General features: G+C 73.6%; 17 protein-coding genes. 6 read left to right on the top strand and 11 right to left on the bottom strand.

Going from position 1 to position 18,966, the window contains the following annotated elements:
• Window positions 1-54: 54 nt before the first annotated feature.
• A complete protein-coding gene (locus tag OG956_RS22790) occupies window positions 55-855 on the top strand; it encodes a sugar phosphate isomerase/epimerase family protein (protein WP_330339840.1) in 801 nt (266 codons plus the stop codon).
• 171 nt (window positions 856-1,026) lie between these two features.
• Complete coding sequence (locus tag OG956_RS22785) at window positions 1,027-2,292, top strand: MFS transporter (RefSeq protein WP_330339839.1); 1,266 nt, start codon at window positions 1,027-1,029, stop codon at window positions 2,290-2,292.
• A 203-nt stretch (window positions 2,293-2,495) separates the two neighbouring features.
• Here OG956_RS22785 and OG956_RS22780 read toward each other — a convergent pair whose 3' ends face one another.
• From OG956_RS22780 to OG956_RS22755, 6 genes are all read right to left on the bottom strand, one after another.
• A complete protein-coding gene (locus OG956_RS22780; RefSeq protein ID WP_330339838.1) occupies window positions 2,496-3,122 on the bottom strand; it encodes a hypothetical protein in 627 nt (208 codons plus the stop codon).
• Window positions 3,123-3,236: 114 nt separating this feature from the next.
• On the bottom strand, window positions 3,237-5,078 hold the full coding sequence (locus OG956_RS22775; RefSeq protein WP_330339837.1) for a glycoside hydrolase family 3 protein: 1,842 nt from the start codon (window positions 5,076-5,078) through the stop codon (window positions 3,237-3,239).
• Window positions 5,079-5,428: 350 nt separating this feature from the next.
• A complete protein-coding gene (locus tag OG956_RS22770; RefSeq protein WP_330339836.1) occupies window positions 5,429-5,824 on the bottom strand; it encodes a hypothetical protein in 396 nt (131 codons plus the stop codon).
• A gap of 102 nt (window positions 5,825-5,926) precedes the next feature.
• Window positions 5,927-9,646 (bottom strand): ABC transporter ATP-binding protein, encoded by a 3,720-nt coding sequence (locus OG956_RS22765; RefSeq protein WP_330339835.1) that lies wholly within the window; start codon window positions 9,644-9,646, stop codon window positions 5,927-5,929.
• A 100-nt stretch (window positions 9,647-9,746) separates the two neighbouring features.
• Window positions 9,747-10,778, bottom strand: coding sequence for an esterase-like activity of phytase family protein (locus OG956_RS22760; RefSeq protein ID WP_330339834.1), 1,032 nt, complete (start codon window positions 10,776-10,778; stop codon window positions 9,747-9,749).
• A gap of 61 nt (window positions 10,779-10,839) precedes the next feature.
• Window positions 10,840-11,763: a serine hydrolase gene (locus OG956_RS22755; RefSeq protein WP_330339833.1), complete on the bottom strand. Its 924-nt coding sequence runs from the start codon at window positions 11,761-11,763 to the stop codon at window positions 10,840-10,842.
• A 91-nt stretch (window positions 11,764-11,854) separates the two neighbouring features.
• Between OG956_RS22755 and OG956_RS22750 the strand changes: the two genes are divergently transcribed.
• Window positions 11,855-12,223 (top strand): hypothetical protein, encoded by a 369-nt coding sequence (locus OG956_RS22750; RefSeq protein ID WP_330339832.1) that lies wholly within the window; start codon window positions 11,855-11,857, stop codon window positions 12,221-12,223.
• A 24-nt stretch (window positions 12,224-12,247) separates the two neighbouring features.
• Here the strand turns inward: OG956_RS22750 and OG956_RS22745 are convergent, their stop codons facing one another.
• A complete protein-coding gene (locus tag OG956_RS22745; RefSeq protein WP_330339831.1) occupies window positions 12,248-12,469 on the bottom strand; it encodes a hypothetical protein in 222 nt (73 codons plus the stop codon).
• Here OG956_RS22745 and OG956_RS22740 point away from each other — a divergent pair.
• Entirely contained in the window at window positions 12,468-13,208 is a 741-nt protein-coding gene (locus tag OG956_RS22740) for a VOC family protein (protein ID WP_330339830.1), read from the top strand. The genes OG956_RS22745 and OG956_RS22740 overlap by 2 nt on opposite strands.
• A 204-nt stretch (window positions 13,209-13,412) precedes the next feature.
• Window positions 13,413-13,685, top strand: coding sequence for a hypothetical protein (locus tag OG956_RS22735; RefSeq protein ID WP_330339829.1), 273 nt, complete (start codon window positions 13,413-13,415; stop codon window positions 13,683-13,685).
• On the opposite strand, the gene OG956_RS22730 is transcribed toward OG956_RS22735, so the two are convergent.
• The gene (locus OG956_RS22730) at window positions 13,676-14,611 is read right to left on the bottom strand and encodes a helix-turn-helix domain-containing protein (RefSeq protein WP_330339828.1); all 936 of its coding nucleotides are present in this window, start codon (window positions 14,609-14,611) and stop codon (window positions 13,676-13,678) included. The genes OG956_RS22735 and OG956_RS22730 overlap by 10 nt on opposite strands.
• Window positions 14,608-15,468 carry a helix-turn-helix domain-containing protein gene (locus tag OG956_RS22725; RefSeq protein WP_330339827.1) on the bottom strand — a complete coding sequence of 287 codons (861 nt, stop codon included), beginning with the start codon at window positions 15,466-15,468 and terminating at the stop codon, window positions 14,608-14,610. The genes OG956_RS22730 and OG956_RS22725 overlap by 4 nt, the downstream gene beginning before the upstream one ends.
• Before the next feature lie 361 nt (window positions 15,469-15,829).
• On the opposite strand from OG956_RS22725, the gene OG956_RS22720 reads away from it, so the two are divergent.
• On the top strand, window positions 15,830-16,222 hold the full coding sequence (locus OG956_RS22720) for a hypothetical protein (protein ID WP_330339826.1): 393 nt from the start codon (window positions 15,830-15,832) through the stop codon (window positions 16,220-16,222).
• Here OG956_RS22720 and OG956_RS22715 read toward each other — a convergent pair.
• The gene (locus OG956_RS22715; protein WP_330339825.1) at window positions 16,197-17,927 is read right to left on the bottom strand and encodes a thiamine pyrophosphate-binding protein; all 1,731 of its coding nucleotides are present in this window, start codon (window positions 17,925-17,927) and stop codon (window positions 16,197-16,199) included. The genes OG956_RS22720 and OG956_RS22715 overlap by 26 nt on opposite strands.
• Window positions 17,924-18,904: an agmatinase gene (gene speB / locus OG956_RS22710; RefSeq protein WP_330339824.1), complete on the bottom strand. Its 981-nt coding sequence runs from the start codon at window positions 18,902-18,904 to the stop codon at window positions 17,924-17,926. The genes OG956_RS22715 and speB overlap by 4 nt, the downstream gene beginning before the upstream one ends.
• Window positions 18,905-18,966 lie beyond the last annotated feature (62 nt).

The raw sequence follows: 18,966 nt of genomic DNA, 5'->3' as shown, positions 1-18,966 counted from the left end.
CCCGATCTGCGCGGATCTGCCCGGATCGGGCCGGTGACGAGTAGGGTCCGGAACATGAAGCTGGCGTTCTCCACTCTCGGTGTCCCCGGCCTGCCCGTCCCTGAGGTCCTGGCGCTCGCGACCGCGCACGGCTACCACGGCGTCGAACTGCGCGCCCACCCGGAGGAGCCGGTCCACCCCGGCCTCTCCCCCGCCGAACGCGCCGAGACCGCGGCCCTGTTCAAGGAGACCGGCGTCGAGGTGCTGGGGCTGGCCGGGTACGCACGCGTCGCCGCGCCGGGCGACGACGCCCCCGTACTGGCGGAGGTCCGGGACCTTCTGCAGCTCGCCCACGACCTGGGCGCGCCGTACGTCAGGGTCTTCCCCGGCGCCGACCCCGGCCTGCCCCGTGAGGAGTCCGACGCCGTCGCCGCCCGGCGGCTCGGCACCGCCGCGGAGGACGCCGCCGCGCTGGGCGTGCGGATCCTGCTGGAGACGCACGACTCGCATCGCACGGGAGCGGACCTGATCCGGGTGCTGGGCCCGGTCGGGCACCGGCAGGTGGGCGCGCTGTGGGACGTCATGCACACCTGGCTGGGCGGTGAACAGCCGGCCGACACCTACGCCGCACTCGCCCCGCACCTGGGGTACGTGCAGGTCAAGGACATCGCGTCAGCGCAGGACACGACCCCGCTGCCGCTGGGCTCCGGGGTGCTTCCGCTCACCGAGTGCGTGGACGTGCTGTGCCGGCGCGGCTGGGACGGGTGGCTGTGCTGGGAGTACGAGAAGCGGTGGTACGAGTCGGCGGCGCCGCTGGAGGGTCTGCTCGGGGCGGGACGGGAGCATGTGCTGCGCCTGCTGGGCGAGGCAGCGTAGGGGTGGTCGACGTGCGGCTGAGGGCTCGGGGCCGCCGGGCCGTCGCCGGGTGCGGGTGCGCCGTGGTTTCTCGAGCCCGCGCGGCGGAGCCGCATGTCGAACACAGCCCCGCGCCCCTTACGGGGCGCTAATTCGGTGGCCGGGGTGCGGGGGGCCGGTTAGCCTCCCCCGGTGATCCAGCCCTTCATCGACGTACGCCCCCTGCGCGCCTCACCCGTCTTCCGGCGGCTGCTGATCGGGCGGACCGTGTCCGTGCTGGGCGGGTTCATGACGATAGTGACGGTCATGTACCAGGTGTGGGACATGACCCGCAGCACGGCGTGGACCGGTGCGGTGGGGCTCGCGCAGGCGTTGCCGCTGGTGGGGTTCGGGCTGTTCGCGGGGGCCTGGGTGGACCGCGCGGACCGGCGGCGGATCTTCCTGACGGCCACCGTGGGCCAGGCGGCCTGTTCCGCGCTGCTGGCCGTGCAGGGGTTCACCGGCCACGTCCCGGTGGTGGCCGTGCTCGCGCTGGTCGCCGCGCAGTCGGCGTTCGGTGCGCTCGGCGCCCCGGCGGCCGGGGTCTTCGTGCCGCGTCTGCTGCCGAAGGAGCAGGTGGCCGCCGGGCTGGCGCTGAACCAGATCACCGGTCAGGCGATGATGCTGCTCGGCCCCGCGCTGGCCGGCGTGCTGCTGGGCCGGCTGGGCATCGGCGCCTGCTATCTGCTGGACGCCCTCAGCTTCGGCGTCGCCTTCTACGGCGCCTTCGGGCTGCCCGCGCTGCCCCCGCGGGGCGAGCCGTCGCGTGCGGGGGTGCACGGGGTGCTGGACGGGCTGCGGTTCCTGGCCGGGCACCGGGTGGTGCGGGGCGCGCTGATCACCGACCTGGCGGCGACCGTGCTGTCCTTCCCGGTCAGCCTGTTCCCGCTGGTCAACGCCGAGCGGTTCGGCGACGACCCGGACACGCTCGGGCTGTTCCTGTCGGCGCTGGCCGTGGGCGGCGTCACGGCCACCGCGCTGTCGGGCGCCGTGACACGGCTCGGCCGGCCGGGTCCGGTCATGCTGGGCGCGGCGGCCGTCTGGGGCGCCGCGCTGGTCCTGTTCGGGCTGACCACCGACCCCTGGGCGGGTCTCGCCCTGCTCGCCGTCGCGGGCGCCGGGGACGCCATCTCGGTGGTCTGCCGGTCCACGATCGTGCAGACCCGCACCCCGGACGCGCTGCTCGGCCGGGTCACCGCGGCCGAGCAGATCGTCGGCCAGGCGGGCCCCAGCCTCGGCAACGTGCGCGGCGGCCTGGTCGCCGGCTGGTCCTCCGGCGCGGTCGCGCTGATCAGCGGAGGGCTGATGTGCCTGCTGGCCGTGGGGGCGGTGACCGCGACGACACCCGAACTGCGGGGGCGGGCGCCGGGGGCGGCCGAAGGGGCCGCCCCCGGAGCGCCGGACGGGGTCATGGGGTGAGCCCGGGACCGGCACGCCGTCCCGGCCGCCGGCTCCCCTCCGCCTGACGCGTCATGAGCGGCGTGCCGCCGTCCCGGCACCCCTCCGGTACGAGCGCGTCGTCATGCCGTCGACGGTCTCCTCCGGCCCCGTCGCCCCGACGCGCCTGCGCCGCGGCCCACTCGACGGCGAGCGGCCGATCCGCGCCCTGGCGGCGGCCGGGCCTACAGCCGGCGGGCGCACCCCACCGGCCTGTTCCCGCCGAGCTGGACGTACAGGGCCGTCGACGCCGGGCAGTCCTCCCGTGCCGCCGTCGCCCTGGTGATCCGGTACTGCGGGCGGTGCCGGCCGGAGCCGTCGCAGGGGGTCTCGCGGACCTGGCCCTTGCCGGATGAGTACACGCAGTCGCCGGGGATGGTGCGGGGGCCGCCTCCGCCGCCGGGGTCGCCGGGGTGCGGGGGCTCGAGGTCGCGCATGCAGGCGTACCCCTGCGGGATCGCCCCGTCGCCGTCCTCGTCGCCCGCCGCGGCCTGGGCGCTGATGTGCAGCACGAAGTCGGTGGTGGCCGGGCACAGCGGTCCGTCGGTGACCGCGCCGTCGTACCGGGCGACGACCCTGGCCGCCGCCCGCTCGCTCGCGCAGGGCACCTCGGTGAAGCTGGTCGTGCCGAAGGAGCTGCACTCGCCGACCGCGAGGAACTCGGCGCCGTAGCCGCCGGCCGTGGCCTGGGTGGGGCGGGCGTCGCCGACGGGGGCGCCCGCCGGGCCGCGGCAGCCGGTCAGCAGCGCGGCCGGCAGCAGGAAGGCCAGGCATGCCAGGCACGCGGCTTTCGCGGCGCCTTTCCCACGCATGGCCATCCCCCCTGACACCCCCGGTCCAGCGTGGCCCCCGGTGGTGCGGCCACGCCAGACATGAGGGAGGGTTTCCGCCCGTTGGGGGGATTGCGCCCGGTGTGTGGCGTACGGCTAGTACGTCAGCCCGTACCCGATCGGGTACAGCACCTGCGTGGGGTCGTCGGCCCGCTGCACCGGCACAGGCAGTGTGCCGCGCGGGGGCACGTCTCCGGCGATCACCCGGGCGGCGGCGCGCACCTCGACGTCGGTCCAGCCGTAGGAGGCCAGGCAGGCCTTGACGGCGGGGTACTGGGCCACGTCGTAGGGGTTGCGCACGGCGAGGGCCGCGACGGGCCTGCCGGTGGCCAGCAGGCGCCGCACCAGCGCGGTCTGCGCGCTGCCCGCCGTCACGTTGTAGGTGGCCACCACCACCGCGTCCGCGTTCTGCGCTGCGGCGACCGCCTTGGCGATGGCCGCGGCGGAGGGCGCGGTCCCGGTGGACAGGGCGGTGGCGGTGAAGCCCAGCTCGGTGAGGGCGGCGGCCAGGACGGCGGTGGGCGGGCCGTCGGTGGCGGAGGGGGAGGCCGGGTCGGCGCCGACGACCAGGACGCGGGGCTGGGCGCTCGGGGAGAAGGGGAGGGTGTGGTCCTCGTTGACCAGCAGGGTCGTGGTGCGCGCGGCGATCCGGTCGGCGGTCGCCAGGTGGGCCGGGGTGCCGACCCGGCCGAGGTCGGTCCGGCCGGCCCGCGGGTCGTCGAAGAGGCCGAGCCGGGCCTTCAGGCGCAGGATGCGCAGGATCGATTCGTCGAGGCGGGACTCGGTCAGCTCGCCGTTCTGGACGGCCTTCAGCACGGCGTTGTAGGCCACGTCGAGGGAGGGCGGGTTGAGGAGCTGGTCGACGCCGGCCTTCAGGGCGAGCACCGGCACCCGGTCGTCGCCGTACTTGACGCGGACGCCCTCCATGCCGAGGGAGTCGGTGATGACCACTCCGTCGTAGCCGAGTTCGCCGCGCAGGATGCCGGTGAGGATCGGGTGGGAGAGGGTGGCCGGGTCGCCGGAGTCGTCCAGGGCCGGGAACTGGATGTGCGCGGTCATGACGGAGTCGATGCCGGCGGCGATCGCGGCCCGGAAGGGCACGGCGTCCAGCTTCTCCCACAGCTCGCGGCTGTGGGTGATGACCGGCAGGCCGGTGTGGCTGTCGGTGGCGGTGTCGCCGTGGCCGGGGAAGTGCTTGGCGGTGGCCGCGACCCGGGCGGCCTGATAGCCCTTCACCTCGGCGGCGACCAGCGCGGCGACCGCGTCGGGGTCGGCGCCGAACGACCGTACGCCGATGACCGGGTTGGCCGGGTTGACGTTGACGTCGGAGTCCGGGGAGTAGTCCTGGTTGATGCCCATCGCGCGCAGCTCGGTGCCGGAGACGCGGCCGAGGGTGTGCGCGTCGGCGCGGGAGCCTCCGGCGCCGATCGCCATGGCGCCGGGGAAGAGGGTGGCGGGCTTGCCGACCCGGCAGACCGCGCCGTGCTCCTGGTCGGTGGCGATGAGCACCGGCAGGCCGCGCGGCTGGGCGAGGGAGGCCCGCTGGATGCCGTCGGAGAGGCCGGCGATCTGGCGCGGGTCATGGGTGTTGTGGGCCCAGGCGAAGTAGATGATGCCGCCGACGCGGTACTTGGCGATCAGCTCGGCGGCCGTGCGGACGCCGATCTCCTTGAGGTTGGCGTCGATGTCGGCCTGGTCGGGGTCGGTGGCGGAGGCGCCGTAGACCCGCATCACGAAGAGCTGGCCGACCTTCTCCTCGAGCGTCATCCGGGAGATCAGGGCGCGCAGCCGGTGGTCCTCGCCGGGCGTGGCGGCGTGGGCGGCCGTCGGTACGGCCAGTGCCGCGGTGAGGCCCGCGGTCGCGGCGAGGACGGCGCGTCTGGAGGGTCGTGCGGTGTTTCCCGTGCTGCTGTCGCTTCCCGTGCTGGCGTCGTGCACGTGCGCTCCTTCCGGAGGGGAACCGCTGAAGGAAACTTCCGAGGAGTCACCAATATCCGGGAAGTTTCTTTCCGTCAAGGGAGCGCACGGTAACCGGGAAAGGGGCCGTCACCGGCGCATGGGAGGGGGGCGCGCCGGTGACGGCGGGTGGCCGGCCGTGCCGCGGCGAAGAGGGTGGGTCGGCATTCGCGGCCAGTCGCGAGCGGCCGACACCACGGCACGGAAGACTCGTCCGGCAACCTGCCCCTTGGACGAACGGGCCGCCCGCCCGGTTCCCGGGGCATGGGCGTGGCCGTGCGTCCGTGCGGGCGCCGGAAGCGAATTGACGTTTCCTCAGCTCTGCCGGGGCGTCAGCACAGGATCCATCCCGTGCTGATGCCCGGCCGGCCCACCGAGCCCTTGATCCAGACGCAGCGGTGGCCGGCGTGGACGGTGACCGGACCCGCGTGGTGGCGGTACCAGCCCGTGTCGACGACCGGGCGGCTGCCGCGGGCCTGGACGCTGACCGACATCGGCCGGGCGGAGCCCGGGTTCCGGGCGACGGTGACGGCGCACACGTAGCCGTCGCGCTTGTAGACGTGGGTGACCCCGGTACTGAACGGCAGGGCCCGCACCTCGTGTCCGGAGCAGCCGGCCGCCGGGGCCGCCTGTGCGGCACCGGCCGTCACGAGGCCGAGCGTCCCGGTCACGGCCAGCACGGCCGCGCCGAGTGCCAGCCGCCGTCGTATCCCTCCACTGCTGTCCACTGCGGTTCTCCCCCTCACCGTGGCCCTGCACCTCCGATATCCGTACTGCTGTACGGACGCACGACGTATGTCGGATGGTTGCGCGGCCGTCAGAGACAGGGGTCAGCGGGAGGCGGTGACCGGCTCCTCCGGCTCGGGGCGGCCGACGAAGGTGCGCCACAGCTCGGCGTACCGGCCGTCGCGGGCGAGGAGTTCGGCGTGGGTGCCGTCCTCCGCGACCCGCCCGTGGTCCATCACCACCACCCGGTCCGCGCGGGCCGCCGTGGTCAGCCGGTGCGCCACGACCAGGGTCGTACGGCGGCCCGCCAGGCGGTCCGTGGCCTGGTTGACCTGGGCCTCCGTGGCCAGGTCGAGGGCGGCCGTGGCCTCGTCGAGGAGCAGGATGTCGGGGTCGACCAGCTCGGCGCGGGCGAGCGCGATCAGCTGGCGCTGGCCCGCCGAGAGGTTGCGGCCGCGCTCGGCGACCTCGTGCAGATAGCCGCCCTCCAGCGTGGCGATCATCTCGTGCGCGCCGACCGCCCGTGCCGCCGCCTCCACCTCGGCGTCGGTGGCGTCGGGACGGCCGTAGGCGATGGCGTCGCGGACCGTGCCGGGGAACAGGTACGCCTCCTGCGGGACCACGCCGAGGCGGTGCCGGTACGAGGTCAGGTCCAGGGCGCGCAGGTCGGCGCCGTCGACCGTGACCCGCCCGGCGGTCGGGTCGTAGAACCGCGCCACCAGCTTGACCAGGGTCGACTTGCCGGCGCCCGTCTCGCCGACGAAGGCCACCGTCTGCCCGGCCGGGATCGTCAGGTCGATGCCGGTCAGCGCCTCCTCGTCGGCGCCATAGGCGAAGTGCACGCCCTCGAAGGCGATCTCGCCGCGCAGGGAGAGGACTTCGCGGGGCTCGTCCGCCGACTTCGTGGACGTCGGCTCGCGCAGCAGCTCCTGGATGCGGCCCAGGGAGACCGTGGCCTGCTGGTAGCCGTCGAAGACCTGGGACAGCTGCTGGACCGGCGCGAAGAACAGGTCGATGTAGAGCAGGTAGGCGACCAGGGCGCCGGTCGTCAGGGTCGCCGCCTCCACCCGGCCCGCGCCTGCGATCAGCACGCACGCCGAGGCGACGGACGACAGCAGCTGCACGAACGGGAAGTAGACGGAGATCAGCCACTGGCCCCGGATGCGGGCGCGCCGGTAGCTGTCGCTGCGCTCGGCGAACCGCCGCCCGCCGTCCCGCTCGCGCCGGAAGGCCTGCACGATCCGCAGCCCGGCCACCGACTCCTGCAGATCGGCGTTGACCACCGACACCCGCTCGCGGGCGAGTTCGTACGCCTTCACGCTCGCCCGGCGGAAGAAGAAGGTCGCGACGATCAGCGGCGGCAGCGTGGCGAAGACCACGAGCGCGAGCTGGAGGTCGATCACCAGCAGGACGCCCATGATGCCGAAGAAGGTGACGACCGAGACGAACGCCGTGACCAGGCCCGTCTGCAGGAAGGTGGACAGGGCGTCGACGTCCGTCGTCATCCGCGTCATGATCCGGCCGGTCAGCTCGCGCTCGTAGTAGTCGAGCCCGAGCCGCTGCAGCTGGGCGAAGATCTTCAGCCGCAGCGCGTACAGCACCCGCTCGCCGGTGCGGCCGGTCATCCGGGTCTCGCCGATCTGCGCGGCCCACTGCACGAGCACGGTCAGCAGGCCGAGCAGGGAGGCCGCCCACACCGCGCCGAGCGCCGTCTTCGTCACGCCGGCGTCGATGCCGTGCCGGATCAGCACCGGCAGCAGCAGCCCGGCGCCGGCGTCCACGGCGACCAGCAGCAGGCTGACCAGCAGGGGCAGGCCGAAGCCGCGCAGCAGGCGGCGCAGACCGTAGGAGTCCTCCGGCAGCACCGCGCGGGCCTCGTCGATGCCGGGGGTGTCGGTGGCCGGCGGCAGCGCCTCCACCTGGGCGAGGAGTTCCGGGGTGGCGGGAGTGCCGCCGAGCGCGTGGTCCCTGGGGGTGCGGTCGCCGGTCCACAGGCTGGGGGTGACCCCCCGCTCGGCGTCGAACTCGGCGTCCAGCTCCTCGCGGACCGACGTGTCCTCGCTCGGTACGGCGGGCTCGGCGTGGCCCGGGGAGACCCCGCCCAGCTCGTCCGGGTCGGTCAGCAGCCGGCGGTAGAGCGCGCACCGCTCCTGGAGTTCCTCGTGGGTGCCGAGGTCGGCGAGCCGGCCGCCGTCGAGGACGGCGATGCGGTCGGCGAGGTTGAGGGTGGAGCGGCGGTGTGCGATGAGCAGGGTCGTACGGCCCTGCATGACGTGCCTGAGCGCCTCGTGGATCTCGTGCTCCACGCGGGCGTCGACGGCGGAGGTGGCGTCGTCCAGGACGAGGAGCCGCGGGTCGGTCAGCAGGGCGCGGGCGAGCGCGATGCGCTGGCGCTGGCCGCCGGACAGGGTCAGGCCGTGCTCGCCGACCTTGGTGTCGTAGCCCTCGGGCAGCTCGGCGATGAACCGGTCCGCCTGGGCGGCGCGGGCGGCCCGCTCCACCTCCTCCCGGGTCGCGCCGGGACGGCCGTAGGCGATGTTGTTGCGCACGGTGTCGGAGAAGAGGAAGGAGTCCTCGGGCACGAGCCCGATCGCGGCCCGCAGGCTGTCCAGGGTCAGCTCGCGCACGTCGTGCCCGCCGACCAGGACCGCGCCGTGGGTGACGTCGTAGAAGCGCGGCAGCAGCAGGGAGAGGGTGGACTTTCCTGAGCCGGAGGATCCGACGACGGCGAGGGTCTCCCCCGGGCGGATCTCGAAGCTCAGCCCGTCCAGCACGGGACGCTCGTGGTCGTACCCGAAGGACACGTCGTCGAACTCGACGCTGGCCGGCGCGTCGGCGGGCAGCTCCTTGGCGCCGTCCTTCATCGTCGGCTCGGTGTCGATCAGCTCCAGGACCCGCTCGGTGCCGGCCCGGGCCTGCTGGCCGACCGTGAGGACCACCGCGAGCATGCGGACCGGGCCGACCAGCTGGGCGAGGTAGCTGGAGAAGGCGACGAAGGTGCCGAGCGTGATGTGCCCGCGCACGGCCAGCCAGCCGCCGAGGGCCAGCATGGCGACCTGGCCGAGGGCGGGGACGGCCTGCAGGGCGGGGGTGTACGTGCTGTTCAGGCGGATCGTGCGCAGCCGCGCGGCGAACAGCCTGCGGCCGGCCTCCCTGAGCTTGCCGGTCTCCTGCTCCTCCTGCCCGAAGCCCTTGACCACGCGTACGCCGCTCACCGCGCCGTCGACCACGCCGGCGACGGCGGCGGCCTGGGCCTGGGCGTACCAGGTGGCGGGGTGCAGCTTCCTGCGGCTGCGCTTGGCGATGGCGTACAGGGCCGGGGCGACGGCGAGCGCGATCAGGGTCAGCGGCAGCGACAGCCAGGCCATGATCCCCAGGGAGATCAGGAAGAGCAGGACGTTCCCGATGGTCATCGGGAGCATGAAGAGCAGGCCCTGGATCAGCTGCAGGTCGCTGGTGGCCCGGCCGACGACCTGACCCGTGGACAGCTCGTCCTGGCGGCGGCCGTCCAGGCGGGTGATCGTGCCGTACATCTCGGTCCGCAGGTCGTGCTGGACGTCGAGGGCGAGCCGCCCGCCGTAGTAGCGGCGGACGTAGGCGGACGCGTACACGAGGAGGGCCGCGCCGATCAGGGCGCCGGCCCAGGGGGCCATGGCGCGGGTGTGGTTCCCGATCACGTCGTCGATGATCACCTTGGTGATCAGCGGGACGAGGGCCATGACGGCCATACCCGCGAGGGAGGAGCCGAGCGCCAGGATCACATCCCTGGGGTATCGCCAGGCGTAGCCTGCGAGCCGTCCTGCCCATCCCCGTTGCGGTGACACGCGGGTGCCTTCCTGTCGACCTGCTCTACCGAAAGGCACCAACGTCACGCGATGCGGATTTCATCCCTCCGCAACAAACCGGGGAGCCGGAAGGGGGAGGTCAGACCCGTACCCGCAGGTAGTAGAACCTCGTCGTCTGCACCGGGTTCTGGTTGTCGTCGCTCACCAGGAGGACCTTCAGGCGGCCGGTGTGGTCACGCCCCGTGATCGTCATACCCTCGATGTTGTCGAGCAGGGGGTTGGGCTGGGGCTGCTTCGCCGTGGCGCCGAGGCTCGGGCAGCCGGCGATGTCGGCCAGCAGCGTCTTCCTGATCAGCCGGACGGACGACTGGCCGGTGAGGTTCTCGATGCCGCCGGTGTCGGTCGCGTGGCGGGGGTCCGCCAGGTAGAGGCGGACGGTGTTGCCGACGCCGGAGGTGAAGCCGCGTTCCAGGACGAGGAGGCGGCCGTCGGGCGTGGCCTGGACCTCGGGGACGCCGAGCCCGGCGTCGGTGCGGTAGGCGTACTGGGCGGCGAGCCGGAAGTGGCCGCCCGTGGTGCGCCGCCAGGTCTGGAAGCGGACGATCCCCGTCGAGTCGCCCGCGATCGCGTCCTCCATGGAGGCCAGCAGGGTGCGGCCGCCGGGCAGCAGGGTCAGGCCCTCGAAGGTCTGGTTGGCGGTGGCGCGGCCGGCCGGGGCGACGAGGAGCGAGGAGGGGACGGGGAGCCGGTCCAGGATCCTGCCGTCGGCGGAGTAGCGGCGGACCGACGGCTCGGTCTCGGAGGTGACGAGCCGGGTGCCGTCCCGGTCCACGACCAGGCCCTCGGAGTCGAGGTCGGCGCCGTTCTCGTCGGCGAGGCGGACGGCGGACCTCGGCTGAAGGGTCGCCGGATCCAGGCCGAAGAGGGAGGAGCGGTCCTCCAGGGCCGCGATCGACCCGTCCCGGTCGACGGCGAGCGCGGAGAAGTTGCCGACGAACGTGCCGTCGTACGCCGTCTTGTCCAGCGCGTCGGAGAAGCGGTCGATGGAGACGGAGGGCGAACAGGCCTGGCCCGCCGGGGAGTCGGCGGCTCCGGCGGGCCCGGCGGCGGTCAGCGTGGCGGCCGCCGCCAGGCCGGCGGTCAGGGTGGCGAGTACGGTTCTCAGGCGCATGCCGGTCACCGTAGGGCGGGCGGGTGTCCGGCGGGAGACCGCGTCGTGAACCCGCTCTTCGTCAGCCCTGCGGCGGCACCGCGACGAAGGCCTCGCTGGGCTTGCTGGTCGGGGTGTAGACCGCGGTCGCGGAGGTGGTCGGCACCAGGTCCTTGTGGATGGCCCTGGCGACGTTCTGGATGGTGGTGACGCCGTAGTCCATGGTGCTGTTGTCCTGCGTGAGCACCGAGATCATGTAGTCGTGGCCGGCGCCGTCGAAGGTGCCGAGGCTGTGCACCCGCCAGCCGTGCGTCGAGCGCTGCAGCCAGCCGTTCTTGACGTGCACGGACACCGTGGACGGCGCGCCGGCCGGGGTGCCCCAGCGCTGCGAGGAGATGACCTGGCCCATCAGCTTCAGGATGTAGGCGCGGGAGTTGTCGCTCAGCACGCTGTTCCTGGCGGTGACCAGCTTCAGCAGCTTCTGCTCGTCGGTGACGTTCTCCTGGGTCAGACCCCAGTAGCCGTTCGCGCCCGGCACGGTCTTCGTCATCCCGGCGGCGGCGAGGAAGCCCTTGATCTTCGTCATGCCGAGCTGCTTCCACAGCGCGGTCGTGGCGTTGTTGTCGGACTTCGTGATCATGGCCTTGGTGAGGGATACCTCACGGTCGGTCAGATAGCGGTTGTGCTTCTTGGCGTCCCACAGCAGGGTCGCGAGCACCGTGACCTTGACGGTGCTGGCCGAGTCGTAGGAGCTGGTGGCGCGCAGGGTGCAGGTGGTCGCGGTGCTGCGGTCGTACAGGCCGAGGGCCACGGTGCTCTTGCGGTTCGCCAGGGCGGCCGTGATGTCCTTCTGCAGCTTGGCGGCGAGGCCCGCCTTGGCGGACGTACAGCTGACGGCGGGCGTGGCCGCGGCGGCCGGGGCGGCCGCGGCCACGGTGGGTATGAGCAGCGCGGCGCCGAGGGCGGCGGCGAGCGCGCCGCCACGTCGTGAGGTCCGGGGATTCATACCCCGTTGACGCACGGAACCGGCCGAATGGTTGTACTGCCGGTCCGGCGCCGGATGTTCGGCGGGGCCGGTGGACGGCAATGCTTCGTTCATGCCGGAGGACAACGAGAGCGCGCACAGCCGTGCCGGACGGCTGTTCGCCGCACTGGCCGCCCTGCACTTCCTCGCCGCACGGGGCCGCACGCTGCCCGGCCCCGACGCGTTCAGGCCGAAGGACGAACTGCCGAGACGCCTGCAGGGCCTCAAAGAGGGCCTGTACGACGACCTCGCCCTGGCACGCGCCCGAGGAGGCGCCCACTGGAAGGCGGCAGCGGAGGTGTTCCGGTCCGTACCGTCCTTCCTGGAGCAGGGACCGCTGTCACCCCACACCATCAGCCTCAAGGAGTCGGCGGACCACCAGGCCGGGTACGACGCCCAACTGGCCGCGCTGCGAAAGGACTTCCCCGGCCTGCTGCCCTGACCCCTCCTGCCCGCTGTCACCACCTCACAGCTTCCTCCCAGGCGCACCACAGCCCGCACACATCCAGGTGGGCGGCGGCATGATGGGCGGCGGCCCCGGTGGCGGCGGCAACACCGTCAGCTCGGCGGTCACGTCCTGGGTGCGGAAGCACGGGACGAAGGTGAAGGAGAGCGCGTACGGCAAGGGTTCGGCGTCCTCGGCGTCCTCGGCGCAGACAAACCAGTCGGTGCATAGGATCACCGGCATGCCACTGCGACCTGTGATGGTGAACATCAAGGCCCTCGACGCCGCGGCGGTCGGCCGGTTCTGGGCGGAGGCACTCGGCTGGAGCGCCTACCACCCCGGCGTGACCACCTACGTCGGGCCCGGCGGCGGCATCGTCTGGCCGGACCCGGTGTTCGTCTGCGTCGACGTCGTCCCCGTCCCGGAGCCCAAGACGACGGCCAAGAACCGCGTGCACCTCGACCTCGCCACCACTTCGGCCGCCCACCAGGCGGAGCTGGTCGCACGCCTCCAGTACCTCGGCGCGACGCCCGCCGACGTCGGTCAGGGCACGGTGCCGTGGACGGTCCTCGCCGACCCGGAGGGCAACGAGTTCTGCGTGCTGGAGCCCCGGGAGGTCTACCGGGACACCGGGCCGATCGCCGCGGTGGTGGTCGACTGCGCGGATCCACAGGCCATGGCCCGGTTCTGGGGCGACGCGATCGACTGGACGCTGCACGAGGCGACCGACGACCGTGCCGTACTGCGCAACGCCAAGGGCGTCGGCCCGTACCTGGAGTTCCTCCGCACGCCCGGCACGAAGACCGCACCGGACCGCGTCCACCTCGACCTGCTCCCGTACCCCGGTGACGACCAGGAGGCAGAGGTGACCCGGCTACGCACCCTCGGCGCCGCCGACCTCGACCTCGGCCAGGGCGACGTCCCCTGGACCTGCCTGACCGACCCGGAGGGCCACGAGTTCTGCGTCCTGGCCCCGTCCTGACGCAGACCGCCCGCTCATTCCGTGCGGCACAACTCCGCGGCGTCGACGGCATGCACGGCCCGCTGTGCCCACGCCTCCAACTGGTCGAGGTCGCTGCATGCCGTCACGCGCTCACGGACGGAGTCGGGCAGTCGGAGACGCTGAAGCGGCACGGCGGTGCGCGACCATCGCTTTCGCTCGCGAAGAACTGCACAATGAGTCCTTGTGCTGGACAGTGACGAGCGTCCGCGACGCGCCCCGATCCTGCTGGCCGCCATTGCGGTCCCGGTCGTCGGAGCGGCGGGGGCGCACCCGAGTTCGCTGCTTCGGGCGGCGGAGCGGGCCCAGGGTGCTGTCCTCATCGCCCTGATGGTCACAGTGGTGATCATGTTCCTCATCGCTCTGTCGCTGGGGAGCATCTGGGCCGTCAACACGGTCGCCTCCCTGATCCACAACATCCACAGCGGGCGCAGGATGCGCCACGGCGGTCATCCGTAACCTTCCGGAGGCGCCGCGCCGAAGCAGTGCCGTTCGCCGTCGCGGACCAGGCAGGCGCGTACGCCGTCCAGGTCGGACCGGGACACGGCGACCATCGGCGTCGACAGGGAGTCCTTCGCGTCGTACCGGTCCTTTACCTCGATCCGCCACGGGGCGTGACGCGGTACGAGGATCTCCGCCCGGTCCCCCACCCGGCCGAGGTCGATCCGCGCCCACACCGCACCGCAGGCCGGGCTGTGCCGGATCTTGACCACCGTCGGCCCGGGGAAGCTCCGTCGGCCCAGGGTCACCGGCACGGGATCCGCTCCGCAGCCGTACGACTCGGGGTCCTTGCCCGTGCAGCCGGCGCCGTGGCATCCCTTCGCCAAGGCGGTGGGGGACGGGGACGGTGCCGTACGCGGATCCGGGGCGGACCCGGTGAACGCTCCGGTGGCCGCCAGCGTGGCCACCGTCGCGACGGCCGCGGCCGCGATCCCGCCGGCGATTCCGGCGAGCAGGCGACGGGGCGGGCGGTGGCCTGCCTCGCCGGGCGGCGGGGGTGACCCGGCCGGGGCAGCCTCCGCACGGGCGTGCTCCCCGCCGGTGCGTCCGACGCCCGTGCGTCCACCACCCGTGCGTCCAACGCCCGCGCGCCCGGCCGCCGTACGCCCGCTCGCCGCACGCCCGCTGGCCACCGCGTCCGCCAGCTCCCACAGTGCGAGCGCACGGCCGGGATGTTCGCCCGCCAGCTCGCACAGTGCGGCGACGGCCTGCCGGGGCGGGACGGTCGTACCGCGCAGATAGCGGTCCCACGACGACTTGCTGTACGGCGTCTTCGCGGCCAGCGCCGCCAGGCTCAGGCCGGTCCGGGTCCGCAGCGCCCGCAGGGTCTCCGCCAGGCGCTCGCACTCCACCGGACGGTCGCCGGACGGGCGGCCGGACGTCATTTCCGCAGCACTCCCCACGTGTCCTCGCCGACCACCCCGTCCACGCGGATGCGGGCCCCGGCCTGCAGCCGCTCCACCGCGCGCTCGGTGTGCGCGCCGAACACCCCGTCGACGGCACCGGGCGAGAAGCCGCGGTGGCGCAGCAGGCACTGGACCTCGACCACGGCCCACTGTGCGGAACCCGGGCCGACCAGCCCGACCCGGGTGGTGCTGTACCCGGCGTACAGCAGCCCGTCCCGGGCGCGGTGCACAGGGCACGGGTACTCCTTGCCTGGCCGGAACACGAACGTTCCCTTCGGCCCGGAGGCTCCCGGCGCCGGCGCGGTGGCGTCCGCGGGGGCCGTCCGGTCGTCGGTCCGTCGCCGGCCGCCGTCCCACGGCGCGGCCACGACAAGGGCGATCACCGCCGCGAGGAGGACCACCGACGTCGCCACGGCGGTGAGCATCCGCCGCCGTCCCCGGCCCCCGCCCCTCGGCTCCTCCGCGGCCGGACCGGGTTCCGGCTCCGTGTCCTCCTCAGCGGCCCCCGCCGCGAGCTCCCCCGTCGCCCCGGCCTCGGCGTCCCCGGTCTCCCCCGCTTCCCCGGCGTCCACGCGCCCCGCCGCCACCGCCACCTCGTGGAGGGCCAGCAGGCGGGCCGGGTCGGCGTCGCAGGCGCGGGCCAGGGCGGCGACCGCCTCCTGCGGCGGCAGCGAACGGCCGTTGAGGTAGCGGTCCCAGGAGGCGCGGCTGTAGCCGGTCCGGGCGGCCAGCGCCTGCAGGCCGAGTCCGCTGTGGTCCTTGATACGGCGCATCTGGACGGCGAGTTGCCGCACTCGCGGGTCGAGCGAGTCCGGCAACTGCTTCCAACGAGACATGTCCCACCCCATGTCTGTGGCAGTTTCCGACATGAGGATGCCTCAGCGCAGACGCCCGGTTCCCGTGGACTTCCGTACGAGCGCATGGAATCGGCCGAATTCCCCCGCTCTCGCGCGTCCCGCCGGCGCCTCATGCCGCAGGGCGTTTCCGCAGGCCACGGGGTGGGACGTCCCGGGCCGGCGGCACCTGGGCGGCGGGCCTGGCGCCGCCTCGGGGCCTGCCTGCACCGTCGGTGGTGCACGACGGGCGGTGCGGCCCGCTCCGCACCGCCCCAGGCAGTCGGCGGCCCGCGGGCACGGGGGTGCCGCGGGCCGTCTCAGGCGACTGCCGTCGACAGGCAACCGACATCGAGGAGCATCCATGCGATTCCGCATCGCGACCGCGTCCGTCCTGACCGCGTGCGCCCTGGCCGGAAGCGGTCTGGCCGTCTCCGCGCAGGCCGCCCCGGCCGGCCCGCACACCCCGTCGGCCGCGGCCGTCGCGTCCACCGCCGCCCGCCCGAAGTGTCCGTATCCGTACGTCTGCTTCTACAACGGCAACACGATGACCGGGAAGTTCAAGGACACCGGCTACTGGCAGAAGCTCGGCGCCAGCCGCAAGGCGAAGGGCGCGGTCAACACCCGGCACGACGACGTGGCCTACGTGCGGTTCTCCAACCACCCCACGATCTGCATGAAGCCCGGCGAGGGATGGGCCTTCAACGGCGCGCACCCGACGCAGGTGTACATCAGCACGTCGAGCAAGTGCCGCTGAGCCGGGCGGCCTGGCCCCGCGGCGCCAGGTGCGTCGGCGCGAACATCCGCAGGACCGCCGGGAGCACGACCACCGACGGGCCCGGCGTCGCCAGCGCCTTCGCCAGGTCGGCCTCCAGCGTCTCAGGGGTCGTACGGACCCCGGGGACGCCGAACGACTCGGCGAGGGCCACGTAGTCCGGGCGGGTGAGCTCGGTCGCCGTGGCCTGGCCGAAGGCGTCCGTCATGTACTCGCGGAGGATGCCGTAGCCGCCGTCGTCGACGATCAGCCAGGTGACCGGCAGGTCGTACTGGCGGGCGGTGGCCAGTTCCGCGATGGAGTACAGCGCGCCGCCGTCGCCCGACACCGCCAGCACCGGGCGGGTCGGGTCGGCGGCCGCCGCGCCCAGCGCCGCGGGGAAGCCGTAGCCGAGGCCGCCGGCCCCCTGCGCCGAGTGCATGGTGTTCGCGCCCCGGGGGTCGAAGGCCGACCACGCCCAGTACGCCAGGATCGTCATGTCCCAGAAGGAGGGGGCGCCGCTGGGCAGCGCCCGGCGCACGGAGGCCAGCACCTGCTGTTCCAGGGCGAGTTCCTGGGCGGCGATGCGGGCGGCCACCTTGTCCAGCAGTTCCCGCACGCGCTGCGGCGCCGAGGCGTCCGTCCGCTCCCGGACCGTCTCCAGCAGGGCCTGGAGCGCCAGGCGGGCGTCCGCGTGGATGCCCAGCGCCGGGTGGTTGGACTCCAGCTTGCCGAGGTCCGCCTCGATCTGGATCACCCGGCCGCGCGGCCTGAACGTGTGGTAGTTCGAGGAGAGTTCGCCCAGTCCCGAGCCCACGACCAGCAGGACGTCCGCGTCCTCCAGGAAGTCCGTGGTGTGCCGGTCCTCCAGCCAGGACTGCAGCGACAGGGGGTGCTCCCAGGGGAACGCGCCCTTGCCGCCGAAGGTGGTCACGACCGGCGCCTGAAGCTTCTCCGCCAGCGCCCTCAGCTTCCCCGACGCGTCGGACCGTACGACCCCGCCGCCCGCGATGATCGCCGGGCGGGCGGCGTGCGACAGCAGGTGCGCGGCCAGCGCCGTCAGTTCGGGGCGCGGCACCAGGTCGTCAGGGGTGGCGTCCGGCGCCGTCACCACCGGCAGGGCGGTCGGGGCCAGCAGCACGTCCTGCGGGATCTCCACCCACACCGGGCCGTGCGGAGCCGTCAGCGCCGACTTCCAGGCCGCCGCGATCGCGGACGGGATCTGGGACTGGGTGCGGACGGTGTGCACCGACTTCACCACGCCCCGGAACGAGGCCGCCTGGTCGGGGAGTTCGTGGAGGTAGCCGTGGCGGCCGCCGCCCAGGCCGGCCGTCGGGATCTGGCTGCTGATCGCCAGCACGGGGGCCGACGCGGCCGCCGCCTCCTGCAACGCCGCGAGCGACGTCAGCGCGCCGGGGCCCGTGGAGAGCAGCAGCGGGGCGGCCTCGCCGGTGATCCGGCCGTACGCGTCCGCCGCGAAACCCGCGTTGTTCTCCACCCGCAGGCCCACGTACCGCAGGGAGGACCTGCGCAGGGCGTCGAACATGCCCAGCGCGTGCTGGCCGGGGAGGCCGAAGACGGTCGTCGCGCCCAGCCCGGCCAGCGTCTCCACGACCAGGTCTCCGCCGTTGCGCCCGGCGGGAGGATTCAGCGCGGCCTCCGTCTGGGCGGCGGTCGGACGGAGCTCCAGGTCGTGGTCGTGGGTCACTTGCCCTCGTTCTCCTCGCGGGCCGCGGCGATCTGGCGGCTCATGATGGTGGTCAGTTCGTACGCCGTGTGGGAGGCGGCCACAGACGTGATCTCGGCGTGGTCGTAGGCCGGCGCGACCTCGACGACGTCCGCCGAGACCAGGTGGCAGGAGGCCAGGCCGCGCAGGATCTCCAGCAGCTCGCGGGAGGTCATGCCGCCCGCCTCCGGCGTGCCCGTGCCGGGCGCGTGGGCCGGGTCGAGGCAGTCGATGTCGATGGAGATGTACAGCGGGCGGTCGCCGATGCGCTGGCGCAGCTGGTCGGCGATCTCGTCGGCGCCCCGGCGGTAGACGTCGGCGGAGGTGACGATGCCGAAGCCCATCTTCTCGTCGTCGGTGAGGTCCTGCTTGCCGTACAGCGGGCCGCGGGTGCCGACGTGGGAGAGGGCCGAGGTGTCGAGGATGCCCTCCTCCACCGCGCGGCGGAACGGGGTGCCGTGGGTGTACTCGGCGCCGAAGTAGGTGTCCCAGGTGTCGAGGTGGGCGTCGAAGTGGAGCAGGGCGACCGGGCCGTGCTTCTTCGCGACGCTCCTGAGCAGCGGCAGCGCGATGGTGTGGTCGCCGCCCAGCGTCATCAGACGGGCGCCGGTGCCGAGCAGCTCGTCCGCCGCGGCCTCGATGGTCTCGACGGCCTCGTTGATGTTGAACGGGTTCACCGCGATGTCGCCGCCGTCCGCGACCTGCGCCAGGGCGAACGGGGAGGCGTCCTGCGCCGGGTTGTAGGGGCGCAGCAGCCGGGACGCCTCGCGGATGGCGTTGCCGCCGAAGCGGGCGCCCGGCCGGTACGAGACGCCGGAGTCGAACGGCACGCCCACGACGGCGACGTCGGCGGTGCCGACCTCGTCCAGGCGGGGCAGCCGGGCGAAGGTCGCGGGGCCGGCGTACCGCGGGATGCGGGAGGAGTCGACGGGGCCGCGGGGCGTCTCGTTGCTGCTCATGTCAATTGCCTTCTTTCTTGCGCTTCGTCGCGCATGTACTGCTTGTACTGCTTGTCATACGA

Source organism: Streptomyces sp. NBC_00557 (genome assembly GCF_036345995.1).
In the GTDB taxonomy this organism is placed as follows: Bacteria; Actinomycetota; Actinomycetes; order Streptomycetales; family Streptomycetaceae; genus Streptomyces.
The sequence above is the reverse complement of the archived record's forward strand: the minus strand, read 5'-3'. Positions and strand labels throughout refer to the sequence as shown.